The 14,272-nt window shown below is 35.6% G+C and carries 9 protein-coding genes and 2 pseudogenes; 2 read left to right on the forward strand and 9 right to left on the reverse strand.

Features of this window, described 5'->3' with window-relative positions; translation table 11 throughout:
- Nucleotides 1–418: 418 nt before the first annotated feature.
- The 3 genes and pseudogenes from GYY69_RS07515 to deoD form a co-directional block, all read right to left on the reverse strand.
- On the reverse strand, nucleotides 419–2,536 hold the full coding sequence (locus GYY69_RS07515) for a TonB-dependent receptor (protein WP_174797116.1): 2,118 nt from the start codon (nucleotides 2,534–2,536) through the stop codon (nucleotides 419–421).
- A 323-nt stretch (nucleotides 2,537–2,859) separates the two neighbouring features.
- Nucleotides 2,860–3,021 (reverse strand): annotated as a pseudogene (locus tag GYY69_RS07520) (MFS transporter TsgA); the annotation flags it as partial.
- Between the two features lie 88 nt (nucleotides 3,022–3,109).
- Nucleotides 3,110–3,762, reverse strand: a pseudogene (gene deoD / locus GYY69_RS07525) (purine-nucleoside phosphorylase).
- A 1,176-nt stretch (nucleotides 3,763–4,938) separates the two neighbouring features.
- Between deoD and GYY69_RS07530 the strand changes: the two are divergent.
- Nucleotides 4,939–5,700, forward strand: coding sequence for an IS5 family transposase (locus GYY69_RS07530; protein ID WP_174797117.1), 762 nt, complete (start codon nucleotides 4,939–4,941; stop codon nucleotides 5,698–5,700).
- Nucleotides 5,701–5,790: 90 nt separating this feature from the next.
- Here GYY69_RS07530 and ilvN read toward each other — a convergent pair whose 3' ends face one another.
- Both ilvN and ilvI read right to left on the reverse strand, forming a co-directional pair.
- Complete coding sequence (ilvN, locus tag GYY69_RS07535) at nucleotides 5,791–6,285, reverse strand: acetolactate synthase small subunit (RefSeq protein ID WP_174797118.1); 495 nt, start codon at nucleotides 6,283–6,285, stop codon at nucleotides 5,791–5,793.
- Nucleotides 6,285–8,003 carry an acetolactate synthase 3 large subunit gene (gene ilvI, locus GYY69_RS07540; protein WP_174797119.1) on the reverse strand — a complete coding sequence of 573 codons (1,719 nt, stop codon included), beginning with the start codon at nucleotides 8,001–8,003 and terminating at the stop codon, nucleotides 6,285–6,287. The genes ilvN and ilvI overlap by 1 nt, the downstream gene beginning before the upstream one ends.
- Before the next feature lie 283 nt (nucleotides 8,004–8,286).
- Here ilvI and ygfZ point away from each other — a divergent pair, with 283 nt between their 5' ends.
- Nucleotides 8,287–9,162, forward strand: coding sequence for a tRNA-modifying protein YgfZ (gene ygfZ, locus GYY69_RS07545; RefSeq protein ID WP_174797120.1), 876 nt, complete (start codon nucleotides 8,287–8,289; stop codon nucleotides 9,160–9,162).
- Nucleotides 9,163–9,230: 68 nt separating this feature from the next.
- Here the strand turns inward: ygfZ and GYY69_RS07550 are convergent, their stop codons facing one another.
- The 4 genes from GYY69_RS07550 to GYY69_RS07565 form a co-directional block, all read right to left on the reverse strand.
- Nucleotides 9,231–10,388 carry a M20 aminoacylase family protein gene (locus GYY69_RS07550; RefSeq protein WP_174797121.1) on the reverse strand — a complete coding sequence of 386 codons (1,158 nt, stop codon included), beginning with the start codon at nucleotides 10,386–10,388 and terminating at the stop codon, nucleotides 9,231–9,233.
- Between the two features lie 849 nt (nucleotides 10,389–11,237).
- Nucleotides 11,238–11,987: a prepilin peptidase gene (locus GYY69_RS07555; RefSeq protein ID WP_174797122.1), complete on the reverse strand. Its 750-nt coding sequence runs from the start codon at nucleotides 11,985–11,987 to the stop codon at nucleotides 11,238–11,240.
- Nucleotides 11,987–13,162: a protein transport protein HofC gene (gene hofC / locus GYY69_RS07560; protein ID WP_174797123.1), complete on the reverse strand. Its 1,176-nt coding sequence runs from the start codon at nucleotides 13,160–13,162 to the stop codon at nucleotides 11,987–11,989. Before hofC ends, GYY69_RS07555 begins: the two co-directional genes overlap by 1 nt.
- Nucleotides 13,159–14,268 (reverse strand): ATPase, T2SS/T4P/T4SS family, encoded by a 1,110-nt coding sequence (locus GYY69_RS07565; RefSeq protein ID WP_174797124.1) that lies wholly within the window; start codon nucleotides 14,266–14,268, stop codon nucleotides 13,159–13,161. Before GYY69_RS07565 ends, hofC begins: the two co-directional genes overlap by 4 nt.
- Nucleotides 14,269–14,272 lie beyond the last annotated feature (4 nt).

Below are 14,272 nucleotides of genomic sequence, written 5' to 3' on the forward strand. Positions count from 1 at the left end.
TTAATCAATCTTACTTATTATATCGGTGACAACTTGTTAAACTTTTGAGTTAAATTCTACATCTGCCTTTGCTTTTTTTGTATTTTATGTCATCTTAAAAGACCGATTGCTTTAATATTAAATAATTAAATAAGTTTTATTACTAAAACAGCATTAAAAGCAGCAAAAATAAAATTAGCATCAAATACGATGTTGAATTCACTCAAATCTCTTACATAGCAATTTAACTGCTTGATTATCATCGTCAACATTCGATATTAAATTTTCAGTCTCTCAACTAATATAAAAAAACTCTATAAACTTATTTTTTAAGATTAAAACACCTGAATTTATTAACAAAATGCTGAATAAATAAGCTAGATTAGCTTGCCAATCATGACTTACCCTTAATTCATTCAGCATTTGTCTTTATATCACCTTACAGTTTATAACTAGCGGTCAACAAAAAGGCTCTAGGTGTACCCGGCATACTACTTGAACGCCAATACTCTTTACCTAGTAAATTAGTAAATGCTAAAGTTACATCAAAATAGCGAGATTGATAACCAACCGCAGCATTCCATACAGTATAACCTGGGCGTTTAATTTGGTTCTTATCATCGTTATACATCGATCCTTTATAATTAAGTTCCACTTCAGTAAACCAATTATCGTAAGGTAAATAACGAACGCTTAAATAACCACTATGCTTAGCTGTATTAGGTAAATATTTGTCCTGATTGGCCGGCGTTTTTTTATCTTTATGGACTTTGGCTTGTTGATAACCAATACCACTATTAATGTACCATTTTGATGCCAGCTGACCAATAGCGCTTAACTCAATGCCTTGGCTACGATCACTCCCTTTTACCTGCCAATTATAAGGATCATTAACTGCATCCGGCTGGTAACGAACATTGTATAGTTCAAGATCATAAAGGGCGATTTGAGAGGAAAGCTTATCATCTAGCCAATCACTTTTAATTCCAACTTCATATTGACGCGAATATTGCGGTTTATCATCATAAACTGTTTTTGAGTCAGTCGAAATTGTAATAAGGCCTCGTCCTCCATAAGGTGCAAAATTTTTACTATAAGAAGCATAAAAGCGCTGCGATTCCACAGGTTGCCAAATTAAACCAACTCGAGGACTTAACGAGTGCCCATCATATGAACGGTTTTGATGTTTTAATTTGTCATTTGATGCAAAATTATAATTATCGTAACGTAATCCTGCTAATAATTTCCATTGTGCTGTAAAACTAATTAAGTCTTGCCAATAAAATCCTTTTGATGTGGCTTTATGATTAGTTTTAGTATTCAATTTACTATAATGAGGCTTTTTGGAATGCCAATGCGGATAAAACGGATCAACCACTTCTGGATAAACGCTAGTTAAGGCTAATCTTGGTTGGCGCTTTTCAATGTTATATTCAATACCAATAAGCATATCATGAACAATACTTGCAGTATTAAATTTACCCATTAAATCAGCTGTGTTACTATATGTCTTATTAGCAGTTTCTTGCCAAGCTCGGCGAAATTGTAATTTACCTTGATGATGACAATCTTTACCATTATTCAGTTTGCCATTTAAATGACAATAATTACCTGCATAAATATGATCAAAATTTTGAGACGCTTGACGGTATTGATTGGTTAATTTGATAGACCAGTCATGGTTGAATTCATATCCCATTACAGAACGTAATGAACGATAATTATCTTTCACATAATCATCAGGATGAGCATAGGCCGTTTTAATCGATACGCCTTTAGGTAAATCATAATAAGCCGGTGCTCTATCAGGCTTACGCCACAAATTATCATGAGTATATTGAACTAACCAATTAAATCCATCTAAATTATCATAAAGTATACTTGGTGAGACCATTGTATCCCTTTGTTTAATGCCTTTACGAAAACTTCTATCTGATTGATGATCAACAGTCATTCGCATCGCAAGTTTATCATGTAAAACCTGATTGATATCCACCATACCACCATACTTATCCCACGAACCGCTACGTAAGCTTAAAATCGAAGGCGAATCAAAATTAGCTTGTTTACTAATCATATTAATGATTCCACCACCCGATCCACGTCCATAAAGCACAGATGCAGGGCCTTTTAACACTTCAATCCGCTCTATGTTTGCGGTACTTTGCCTAACTTGCCCACTTGCACGGGCACCATCACGATAAATATCACCAGAACTTGCTGAAAAACCACGGAGTTTTATACCCTCATCTCGCATGTCATAAGTTGTATCAACGCCTGGCAATTTATTGACTATCACATTGAGATCATTTTGCCCGTAAATTTTTTGTTGCTCAAGGTTAACAGAATTAATCGTTTGAGGAATATCTTTTATATCAAAAGGCATTTTTGTTGCTGTTGATGATTTTTTTATCCGCTGATCATTATTATCCTTAATGTTAGCAAAAACTTTCATCGTCTCGATATTAGTATCCTCATTAAATTTTTCTTGTGCACCAACAATAGCCGATGTTGTGCTCAATACCCCTAATATAGCTAATTGATTCACTAATTTCATTATTTGTTCACCCTATCGTTTATTATTTTACTTTATTAATTAAAACAAAAATAACAACATAATGATAATGATTATCATTTACATAATCAACCTATATTATATTTTTTGACCATATTGCGCGAAAAACTCGCAGCATTTACAGTAAATTAAGCAACAACAGTAATAGATAGGGATAAAAAAACTAATACTTTATCACTGGCAAGAGAAATAACCCTAAATCATAAAGAAAAAATACTCTCACCAAGTTGGCTACACGTTTTGTGGTCAGTCGTCTGACCATGCATAACAAGCTAAAGAAGTCAGATTGCCCCGCCTTAATCAGTAGCACCACCATTAAGTAAAGAAAAGATAAATGCAACTTTATTGACATCAGCATTAAAACATTGTGCAATCGGTTTTATTAACATACCAAATTGGCTGGTAAAACCAGCTATAATAAAATTAGCCAGAAAGCTAATTAATGTGAGTGATAGCTTATTTTTCATAATATTATCCTGAAAAATGATTTAGCATGATATTTTATGATTTTATGGCAACCTGTAAGGCTAGTTTAATCATATTGTTAAATGTTAGTTATCTCTCTTCAGCAGAGGTTTCTTTACCAGTTAGGCAGTGGTTAGAAACAGTTAAAATGGCTAAAGACTCAATATTGAATTGTTGAGCAATACCATATAAACCAGCCACCTCTATATCGATGCCTAAAACACCTGATCTTTCTAAATTGCTAATTAACGATTCATCAGGATCATAATTAAGCTCATCATTAAAGACATTGCCATCTTTAACAGGAATATTCATAATTTTGGCAGTTTCATAATCATTGTGTAATAAAGAAAAACTAGCAGGAGTAGCAATGTTATAACCATTTGCTCTTTTTTGATTAGTCATTGAATCAGTACCAGCAGCAACCGCTAAAATAACATCACGCATTTTTACGCTGTGCTGTGTTGCACCTAAACCACCGATACGAATAATACGCTTTACATTAAAGTCATTGATTAATTGATGCTCATAAAGCGTAATTGACGGAATCCCCATTCCGTGCCCCATGACTGAAACTGGAATACCGTTATATATTCCAGTATAACCTAACATGTTACGTACATTACAAATTTGCTTTGCATCTGTTAAATAAGTTTCGGAAATAAATTTGTTCGCAAAGGATCACCTGGCATAATAACGGTTTGTGCAAAATCATTTTTCTTTGCATTAATATATGCTGTCATAATATTTCCTAAGCAATTGAAGAATTGACCATAATTATAGTAATGATTTTTCTCTTTTTACTATGACACATAAATCCGAAGCTCATGTTCTATGCCACATTTTTATAAAATTGTTTGATGGCTAAATCGTTGGATGAATTAAACTAGGTGTGGTGATTTTTGGACGTTTTTACTTTGGTGATAATATAGCTACAGTTACCTTAAACAAATTGGTGTGTTTTTAGTAAATAAAAAAAATAAAATAAAATCAATAATCTTTCTGACTGTTTTTGGATGTGAATTTGTTTCTATAACCTAATTGCTTATGCACTAAAAGCAATAAATAGCATATAAAACCGAAATTCTTACGGCTTTATCAAATAACATAGCCTAAATCAATCCTATACAAATGGTTTAGTTATCATTCTTCGATAAAGCCTTCGTTTTGCTGTAAATAAGTTACAAATAGTCATCATATTATTCGATTTTTATATATACCTAAAATTTTATTCTTGCGTCGATGATTAGCCAACAATTTGTAACAAATTGCAACGCCATTTAAAATCGAGACTAAAGCCATAATCATAACAACAGCAAGACTAACAAAAATTGGTGATACGAATGGAGCGGCAGTTTTTAGATCATAATCATTGATTTTAACCACAAATGCATATTTCTCGGTAAAAACGACTTCTGCAACGTTAAAATCTGAAATATGGAGGTACATGTTATAAGGGAAAAGAGTTCAATCCCATCAATCTCATAATAAAAAGAGGTTTCTTCAGTATTCGTATATAAACTATGGCAGACACAGTTTCCTGCTATCTTTGATACCTCTAAATCAATTAATGATGATTGATATTTATACGGAAATACTAACCATTTATTATTCAGATAAGGTTTTAAAAGATCAAATTCGTTTTCGGTTAATTTTCTTATTGATATGCGATCATTAATGACATCCTTTAAATTTTTCTTATTTGTATGTCTTTTTGAGCTATAACTAACCCAAGAAAATATAGCAAGGCCTATCAAAAAAATCTTAATTAACCAATAAAACTCCATTTTACTATTTTTCCTTATATTATTTTTTTCTACTATTTTTAATAGGGCGTGTTGATCTCTAGTGGTTATTTTTTAGACGGCATGATGTGAGTTATAATAATTCTGCAAAAAACAATCATAACTCGATTCATCATGCCAAGAACAATGCTAACAGATAAACGGTGGGAAAAGCTACTACAAATAATGAAAAATACCGGCCGAGTTTATAATAAATCCGAGCATCGGATGACGTTTGAAGGGAGCCTTTTCCGAATGAGAACCGGTATTCCTTGGCGAGATTTGCCAGAAGAGTTTGGTGGATGGAGCACCGTCTATAGGCGATTTAATTTGTGGTCTAAAAAAGGAATATTAGTTGATATTTTCAAACATTTATCACAACTAGCGGATTTTGAATGGGTGTTCCTAGATGGCTCGATTATCAGGGCTCATCAACATAGTACAGGCGCTGCAACGGAGCATTCCGAGCAAATAGGTCAGAGCTGTGGTGGTCATTCAACTAAAATTCATCTTGCGGTTGATAGTGGTGGTTTGCCTATTTGTTTTGAGCTTTCTGAAGGACAACGACATGATATCACTTATGCAGAAAACCTAGTTGAAAAGCTCGATGAAGTGAATACAGTGATAGCCGATAAAGGTTATGACAGCGAGCCTTTTCGGTGCTTTGTTCGTCAAAAAGGCGGACGAACGGTGATTGCTAAACGTAATTATGGTAAGGATATAGATAAAAGCAGTATGGATAGGTGCCTTTATCGCTATCGTCATTTAGTCGAGAATGCCTTTGCTAGAATCAAGCAATATCGTTCAATATCAACTAGATACGATAAGTTAGAAAGGAATTATGCCAGTATGGTATCACTGGCATTTATGTTAATGTGGCTGCCAATGTATTGTTGAGTAATTTATGTACAGAAAAGATCAACAGCCCCTAACATTAAGGCGCATTGTGCGCCTTAATGTTATTAAAAATGCTAATAATGAATATCGCTATTTAACTGTTTTTTCACTACGTGATAAACCAATAATCCCAGAGCGTACAGTTTCGATAATATTACAAGTTTCGCGAATTGAAGCTAAAAATGAATCTAGTTTTTCACTCGTACCCGATAATTGTACGATGTAATGTGTTGCAGTCACATCGACAATCGATCCCCTAAAAATATCGGCACAACGTTTTACTTCATCACGCGCATCAGAACCTTTTGCGGCAACTTTTACTAGCATGATTTCACGCTCTACATGTGGCCCTTCAGTTAAATCATGCACGCGATAAACATTAACCAATTTATGCAACTGTTTTTGGATCTGTTCAAGCACATGCTCATCACCCGTCGTTTGTATTGTCATACGATGCATAGTTGGGTCTTCAGTTTGCGCAGTGGTAATTGTTTCAATATTAAAACCACGTTGTGAAAATAAGCCAATTATTCTTGATAATGCGCCGGGTTCGTTTTCGGTTAAAATTGATAATATATAACGCATTAGGTTCTCTCCGTTTTACTAAGCCACATTTCGTTCATTGCGCCACCTCGTACTTGCATTGGGTACACATGTTCAGTAGCATCGGTCATAACATCGACAAAAACCAAACGATTTTTAATGGCTAATGCTTGTTTTAGTTTTGGTTCAAGTTCTTCACGCTTGGTTATAACCATTCCAACATGGCCATAAGCTTCTGCTATTTTGGCAAAATCGGGTAAAGATTCCATATAAGAGCTGGAATGCCGGCCTGCATAAATCATATCTTGCCACTGCTTAACCATGCCTAAAAAACGGTTGTTTAAATTTAACACCAGTACGGGCAAGCCATATTGCAATGCGGTTGATAGCTCTTGAATATTCATTTGAATACTGCCATCACCTGTTACGCACACAACGGTTTTTTTAGGGAATGCTAATTTAACTCCAAGCGCTGCTGGCAAGCCAAATCCCATGGTGCCAAGTCCACCCGATGTAATAAAGTGACGTGGTTTGTCAAATGGGTAATAAAGTGCCGTGAACATTTGATGTTGCCCCACATCGGTTGCCACAAAGGCATCTCCTTTGGTCAATTTGTATAATACTTCAATGGCTTCTTGCGGTTTGATGCTTTCACCGTCATGACGATAAGCCAAACAGTGACGAGCTCGCCAATGTTCGATCTGCTTCCACCAATCGATCAACGCATCGAGATCTCGTTCGGCTAAGGACTCATCTAACATTGACAACATAGTTTCAAGAACCACCTTGGCATCACCCACTACCGGAATTGAAGATAAAATGGTTTTAGAAATTGAAGTTGGATCAATATCAACATGAATAATTTTGGCTTTTGGACAATATTTTTCAACATTGTTGGTGGTTCGATCATCAAAGCGCGCACCGATTGCAAAAATCACATCAGCATTATGCATAGCCATATTGGCTTCATAAACCCCATGCATACCAATCATGCCAAGGTAATGTTTGTCGGTCCCCGGAAAGGCGCTAATGCCCATTAATGTTGAAGCAACAGGTAGATTGAGTTTTTCTGCAAGTGCTTTAATTTCGCTACTTGCGTCGGCAGCAATTACACCACCACCAATAAACAATACTGGCTTTTTAGCAACTAATAATGTGGTTAGGGCTTTTTTGATCTGCTTTTTATGGCCTTGAATAGTTGGATTATATGATCGCATTAAAACAGATTTTGGGTAGTGATAATTATATTTGTTAGCAGGATTGACAATATCTTTTGGTAAATCAATCACTACTGGCCCTGGTCTACCTGTCGAGGCGATATAAAACGCTTTTTTGATGGTTTCTGGAATATCTTTACTGTCTTTAACTAAAAAACTGTGTTTAACAATTGGGCGAGAAATGCCTATCATGTCACATTCTTGGAATGCATCGTTACCAATGAGATTACTGGCAACTTGTCCAGACAATATAACCAGCGGTACAGAATCCATATAAGCTGTTGCAATACCAGTAATGGTGTTAGTTGCCCCTGGGCCTGATGTCACCAAAACAACGCCAACATCGCCTGTTGCTCTGGCATAACCATCAGCCATATGCACGGCAGCTTGTTCATGACGAACTAAAATATGTTCAATGCCACCTATCGTATGAATAGCATCATAAATATCAAGAACACTACCACCGGGATAACCAAATATCTGTTTTACTCCTTGGTCAATCAAAGATTGAATAACCATCTCTGCGCCTGACAGTTTTGCCATGGTTGTTGCCTCCAATGTAACTGATTTGTCATTTTGTGAATCATTTTGCATCAACTTGTAAGCAAAATCAATAAAGTCAATTAGCTAAGTTCATTACAAATAATATTGAACACTCACAATATTAATTTTTGAAATATTATGAATGATATCCATAACCTATCAATTTTATTTAAATATTGCTGATTGATTTTATTGTTATTTTTTTATTTTTTATATACACTCAGCACCTAAGTATTTCTAGTCATAACAGTACTAGAATTCTTCATTACCCAAAGGTACCAATATGAGCAATATTTCATCTAAACCAACCTCACTTGCGGACTGGCAATTAGTTAAAGTTACTGGCGAGGATAACCGTATTTTTCTGCAAGGGCAAATAACCAATGACATTAACCGACTTTCAGAACAATCAACGCTCTATGCCGCTCATTGCGACAATAAAGGCAAAATGTGGAGTACTTTACTGTTATTTCAACGCGGTAACGATATTTACTATATTGAGCGTAAAAGCGTTGTAAAAAAACAAGTTGCCGAACTTGCAAAATATGCTGTTTTTTCTAAAGTGACTATCGAACCAGTCCAAGATTTAAATATGATCGGTTTGGTCGGTGATGCAATTCCCACAGCAATCGCTGAAAAATTAAGTGATATAAGCTGTTTAACTGAAAATAACATCACCTATATCAAAGTACCTTTACCAGAAATGCGGGTTATTATGGTCACGCCAGAACCTATTGCGGGTGATTTAAATCCATGCAGTGAGTGGTTAAAACTTGATTTGCAAGCGGGTTATCCTATTATTGATGATAATAATATGGCAATTTTATTACCGCAAGCCTGTAACTTACAATCTTATGATGCAATTAGCTTTGAAAAAGGCTGCTACTGTGGTCAAGAAATGGTAGCTAGAGCACAGTTTCGCGGTGCTAACACTCGTGGAATGTATGTAATAAAAGGCACTAGTGACGTTCTTCCTAAAATTGGCAGTACACTCGAATATAAACTTACTGGTGGTTGGCGAGAAGGTGGACTGGTATTAGCCGCAGCAAAACTTGATGACAAAGATGGCGTTTGTGTTCAAGTCGTATTGAATAATGGAATTGATTTAAATACGCCATTTAGAGTTTGTGGAAACGACAACAGTCGGATGACGTTTTAATTATTTTTTGACCAACAAGCTGGAATAACATCACATTTATTCCAGCCGTCTTTGCCTATCGTTTTAACTTAGTTAGCAAGTTCTTGGTTAACAATTTCAATAAAATAGCTTACGCCAGTTGTTAACACTTCATCATTGAAGTTAAAGGCTGGATTATGTAAGTTAGCTCCTTTACCTGCGCCTAGCCAAACGTACACACCCGGTATTTTTTGCAGCATAAAAGCAAAATCTTCTGACCCCATTGAAGGAAGAGGATCAATTATTACGTTATCTTGCCCGACGATTTTTTTAGCTGCAGTGATAGCAATATCGGCTTGTTTAGCATAATTAATCGTCGCTGGATAACGGCGTTGATAATCAACTTCAGCCTTGGCTTCAAATGTTGTGGCAATACCTGTTGCTATTTGTTTAATGCGACTTTCAGCCATATCTTGCACTTGGGCGCTAAATGTTCTAACCGTGCCTCGAATTACCGCTTCTTGCGGTAACACATTCCAAGTATCACCGCTGTGAATTTGCGTTACGCTAACGACTAACGAACTTAAAGGATCGGCATTACGGCTGACAATACTTTGTAAACCATTAACGATTTGTGTGACAGTTAGTATAGTATCTTTGCCCAAATGAGGAGCTGCTGCATGAGCACCAACACCAGTTATTTTGATTTCAAAAACATCATACGAAGCCATCATAGGGCCATGGTTAATATAAAAGTGATTTAATTCCATATTAGGCTGATTATGAATGCCATACACCGCTTCAATTGGAAATCGTTCAAATAAACCATTTTCAACCATAACGCGTGCCCCGCCCTCGTTTTCTTCAGCAGGTTGAAAAACAACCACAACAGTACCCGCAAAATCACGATGTTCACTCAGATACTTAGCCGTGCCGAGCAACATAGCAGTATGCCCATCATGACCACATGCATGCATTTTGCCATGCATGGTTGAGCAATAATCGATAGTATTTTCTTCAATAATATCTAATGCATCAATATCAGCCCGAAGCGCAATCCATCGCCCCTTTTGATTACCTTTAATAATGCCAACAACGCCCGTGGGTGCAAAATCAGTATATAATTCAGTAATACCAAACGATTGCAGTTTGTCGATAATAAATTTGGTGGTGTTAACTTCTTCGAAAGCGGTTTCGGGATGAGCATGAATATGATGGCGCCACGCGATCATGTCGCTTTTTAGTTGATTAATACTATTTGATATCATGAATGATTCCTTAATTAGTGACTGATTTACAGCATAACATACTGATTTAGCTAGTACTATAACGCGATTTCCACTTTTATAAAAATAACTAATTTTACTATGGATATCAATTTTAGTTATATGTTGCATAGATTGAACAAAATAATAACTTTATGCACTTTTAACACAATATTGATTAATAAAAATTGACTGAAACGTAAGGTTTCCTGAAACTTTTTAACAACAATTTCAAGTAACAATCATATGCATGAATTACTTGTGTTATTTACAGTAATTCAAGAAACGGTTGTAATAAATAGGCATCACACCGACTCTCAGACGAAAGATCTAGTCCTTATAGTATAAAGTAAAATCACCGTTCCCAATTGGGCTAACTGTTTTATATTGGTCATCCATTTATAACGCTAAAAGACCTCATAGACATTAAATATGGCTGATGCCATTGCATATAAAGCGCGAAAACAGACTGCGTATTTTTCTACATGAGTAGTGTGCTCACTATGGGGTATTTACACATCTGTTCACATTTTAGGCTCTATCTTTTGTAAAAAATATTCAGGATTCTATACCGTTTGGTGATTAATTGAGACTCCACTACGTTTATTTGTTGAATAACGTATGATGGCCATTGTATCAATCAAAAATTCACGAAAACTGCCAACTCTCAAATAAATGGCTAATCTGAAAGCGTGATATGTACTTTAATGGCGATATAGCATAATTAGCACATAGTTAGCGAGTCAAAAGACAAAACACAAAACACAAAAGATTAAGCGATTTTCGACAAAGCGCCTTATAAGTTTTTAGTAGGTTACTTTAATCATAAAATGTAAACCAGCCATCGTTTCCCTACAAATAATAATAGATCACATAACCCGATATTAATAAAAAAGGACCAAATGGAATAATCTTTGTAAGATTTTGATTGAGCGCATATCGCAAAAAAAGATAATACACAATCCCCAATAACGAAGCGAAAAGTAACAATAGGGGTAATAATGTATAAGGTAGCCAAGCTCCCAATGCCGCAAGTAGTTTGATATCCCCACCGCCTAATCCCTCTTTTTTAGAGATTAAATAAAATAATGTGGCAGGTATTTTTAATAATAAATACCCAAAAAAAATGCCCAGTAAAGCATCTGCTAGTTCAAGGTTTATTATGTTAAAATAGGCAAGCATAACACCTACCCACATCAACGGTTGTGTAAACATATCAGGTAATAAATAATACTTAAAATCAATGAACGCCAGCAATAAAAAATAGCAGCCAAGAAGCATTAAGATGTAACTTTGAAAATGCATACCTTTATCGACATAGATTATAGTAAATAAACCAGCGACAAATAATTCAACGCTAACATAGTGTAACGAAATCTTGGCATTACAGTTATAACAACGACTTTTTAAGATAAACCAAGAAACAACTGGCAACAATTGCCAAAACTTAAGTTTATTATGACAATGTGGACAAACGGATCGCTGAACGCTAATACAGTATAAATATTGAAATGTGGACATTGATGGCAAATAACGGCAATAAGCAACATAAACAAAACTCCCCATGCAAAGACCCAAACAGATGTTCATAAACATTAGCATTAGTGAATCACCTCACCCATTTGAAAAATAGGCAAATACATCGCTACAATTAAACAGCCAATAATCAAAGCTAATATAAGCATTAACAATGGTTCAAAAGCTTGCGATAAATTATCAGTTAAGGTCTGATTTTGCTCTTGATAATAGGTTGCTAGCTTATCAAGCATTAAATCTAACGTGCCCGACTGTTCACCCACATGAATTAATTGTGAACATAAATTAGGAAAGTGTAATTGTTGATGCAATACATGACTAAATGAATGGCCTTGCTCAATACCAGCAATGATTTGCGAAATACTATCACGATAAAGACTGTAATAAGTAGTATTACCTGCCGCGGCTAAACCTGTTAATAACGGTATGCCTGCCTTTTGGGTAATTGCAATAGTTTGAAAAATTTGGGTTAAACAACTGGTTTGAATCACTTTCCCCATTAAGGGACATTTGATTACTATCGCTTCAATTTCACGACGATAGCGCACTTTAAAATAGCGTTGATAGCCAAAATAGCCGATAAAAAATACTGTGCACCAAATTAACCAACTTTGTTGTAAATAATTAGAAAAATCGATAACCGATTGTGTGAAAGCGGGCAACTCGGCATCAAAATCCTGATAAATATCCGAAAATTTTGGCAAAACAAATAACAACATCACCAAACTGACGATCATCGCTACAGATAATAAAAACAGCGGATAACGCATCGCTTTTTTTAGACTTTTTTGTAAGTTAATTGATTTTTCAAGTAATAATGCTAACTGGGCAAAACTTTCATCAAGTTGTCCTGTTAGCTCTCCGGTTGCAATAATCTCGCAATACAGCACAGAAAACACCGAGTGATGTTGCTGTAATACTTGAGATAAAAATTCACCTTTAGCAATTTGCTGTTTAATATCAAGTAGCAGATATTGCCAGTGCGGTTTAGTCTGTTCTTGAGCAAGCAACTGTAATGTATCAATGATGGATAACCCAGCCTTTAACATGGTCGCTAATTGTTTAGTAATGATCAACAGATCGGCACGATTAAAACTGTGTGCGGTAATAATATTGCCTGCTTTAATTTTAATGGCGATTTTACCTTGCGACAATAACTGCCGTTTAACAGCTTGTGAAGATTTAGCAATGATTTTGTGCTGGTTAAAATCTAAATCATACCAATAATAAAGCCTTTTCATTGCGTATCACCTAATACACGGTTTAATTCAGCTAGTGTTGTCATGCCTTGTTTAACTAATTTTTGCCCAGCCGTTTTTAACGAAGTCATATTCGCCGGAAAAACAACTTGATTAGCTAATATTTGTTTTTGCATGTCAGGCGTAATAACTAAAAGTTCGTATAATCCAACCCGTCCTTTATATCCACCAATACACTTTAGACAGCCCGAAGCTACATAATGTGGCACTTGTTCGTTGTCTAACTTAATCTGTTCACTTGCCACCACCTTGCAGTGAGAACACAATTTTCGTACTAGCCGCTGGGCGATGACTAATTTTAAACTTGATGAAAGTAGATAATTTTCAATACCCATTTGATTTAAGCGAGTTATTGCCTCGACACTCGAATTAGTATGCAAAGTTGATAGAACTAAATGCCCTGTCTGCGCAGCTTGAATAGCAATTTCGGCAGTTTCACGATCACGAATTTCACCTATCATCATCACATCGGGATCTTGTCGTAATAAGGCTCGTAATACAACAGCAAATGTCAAACCAGCCTTAAGGTTGATAGCGGTTTGATTAATGCCCTCAAGGGGAATTTCAATAGGGTCTTCAACACTACAAATATTACGCTCAGTTTTATTTAACCGTTTTAATCCGCTATATAATGTAACTGTCTTACCACTGCCGGTGGGTCCGGTAACTAAAATCAATCCTTGTGGGTAGTCCAAAATTTGCTTGAATGTTAAAAGGTCAGCGTCAGTTAAACCCAAATCATTTATCGTTAGTTCAGATTCATGATTATCCATTACTCTTAAGACAATTTTTTCACCACTCATTACGGGTAAAGTTGCCATACGCATTGTGTAACGGTCAATAACCAATTGCCCATCTTGTGGCAATCGATGCTCAGCAATATTTAACTTGGACATAATTTTTAATCGGGCAGTTATCTGTTTGGCTAGTGCAAGCGGTGGCGATAACATATCATGCAAAACTCCATCAATGCGCATGCGAATACGGTAACTGTGTTGATAAGGTTCAAAATGAATATCTGAAGCGCGCTTATCTAATGCTTCAAGCAGCAATTTATCAATACTTTCAATTAACTGTTCTTCTTGCATAATA

The organism is Gilliamella sp. ESL0250 (assembly GCF_013345045.1).
Classification (GTDB): Bacteria; Pseudomonadota; Gammaproteobacteria; order Enterobacterales; family Orbaceae; genus Gilliamella; species Gilliamella apicola_H.

What these genes read in the sequence shown, in the direction of transcription:
- GYY69_RS07515 (WP_174797116.1), bottom strand. Translation starts at nt 2,536, where the DNA reads ATGAAATTAGTGAATCAATTAGCTATATTAGGGGTATTGAGCACAACA.
- GYY69_RS07530 (WP_174797117.1), top strand. Translation starts at nt 4,939, where the DNA reads ATGCCAAGAACAATGCTAACAGATAAACGGTGGGAAAAGCTACTACAA.
- ilvN (WP_174797118.1), bottom strand. Translation starts at nt 6,285, where the DNA reads ATGCGTTATATATTATCAATTTTAACCGAAAACGAACCCGGCGCATTA.
- ilvI (WP_174797119.1), bottom strand. Translation starts at nt 8,003, where the DNA reads ATGGCAAAACTGTCAGGCGCAGAGATGGTTATTCAATCTTTGATTGAC.
- ygfZ (WP_174797120.1), top strand. Translation starts at nt 8,287, where the DNA reads ATGAGCAATATTTCATCTAAACCAACCTCACTTGCGGACTGGCAATTA.
- GYY69_RS07550 (WP_174797121.1), bottom strand. Translation starts at nt 10,388, where the DNA reads ATGATATCAAATAGTATTAATCAACTAAAAAGCGACATGATCGCGTGG.
- GYY69_RS07555 (WP_174797122.1), bottom strand. Translation starts at nt 11,987, where the DNA reads ATGCTAATGTTTATGAACATCTGTTTGGGTCTTTGCATGGGGAGTTTT.
- hofC (WP_174797123.1), bottom strand. Translation starts at nt 13,162, where the DNA reads ATGAAAAGGCTTTATTATTGGTATGATTTAGATTTTAACCAGCACAAA.
- GYY69_RS07565 (WP_174797124.1), bottom strand. Translation starts at nt 14,268, where the DNA reads ATGCAAGAAGAACAGTTAATTGAAAGTATTGATAAATTGCTGCTTGAA.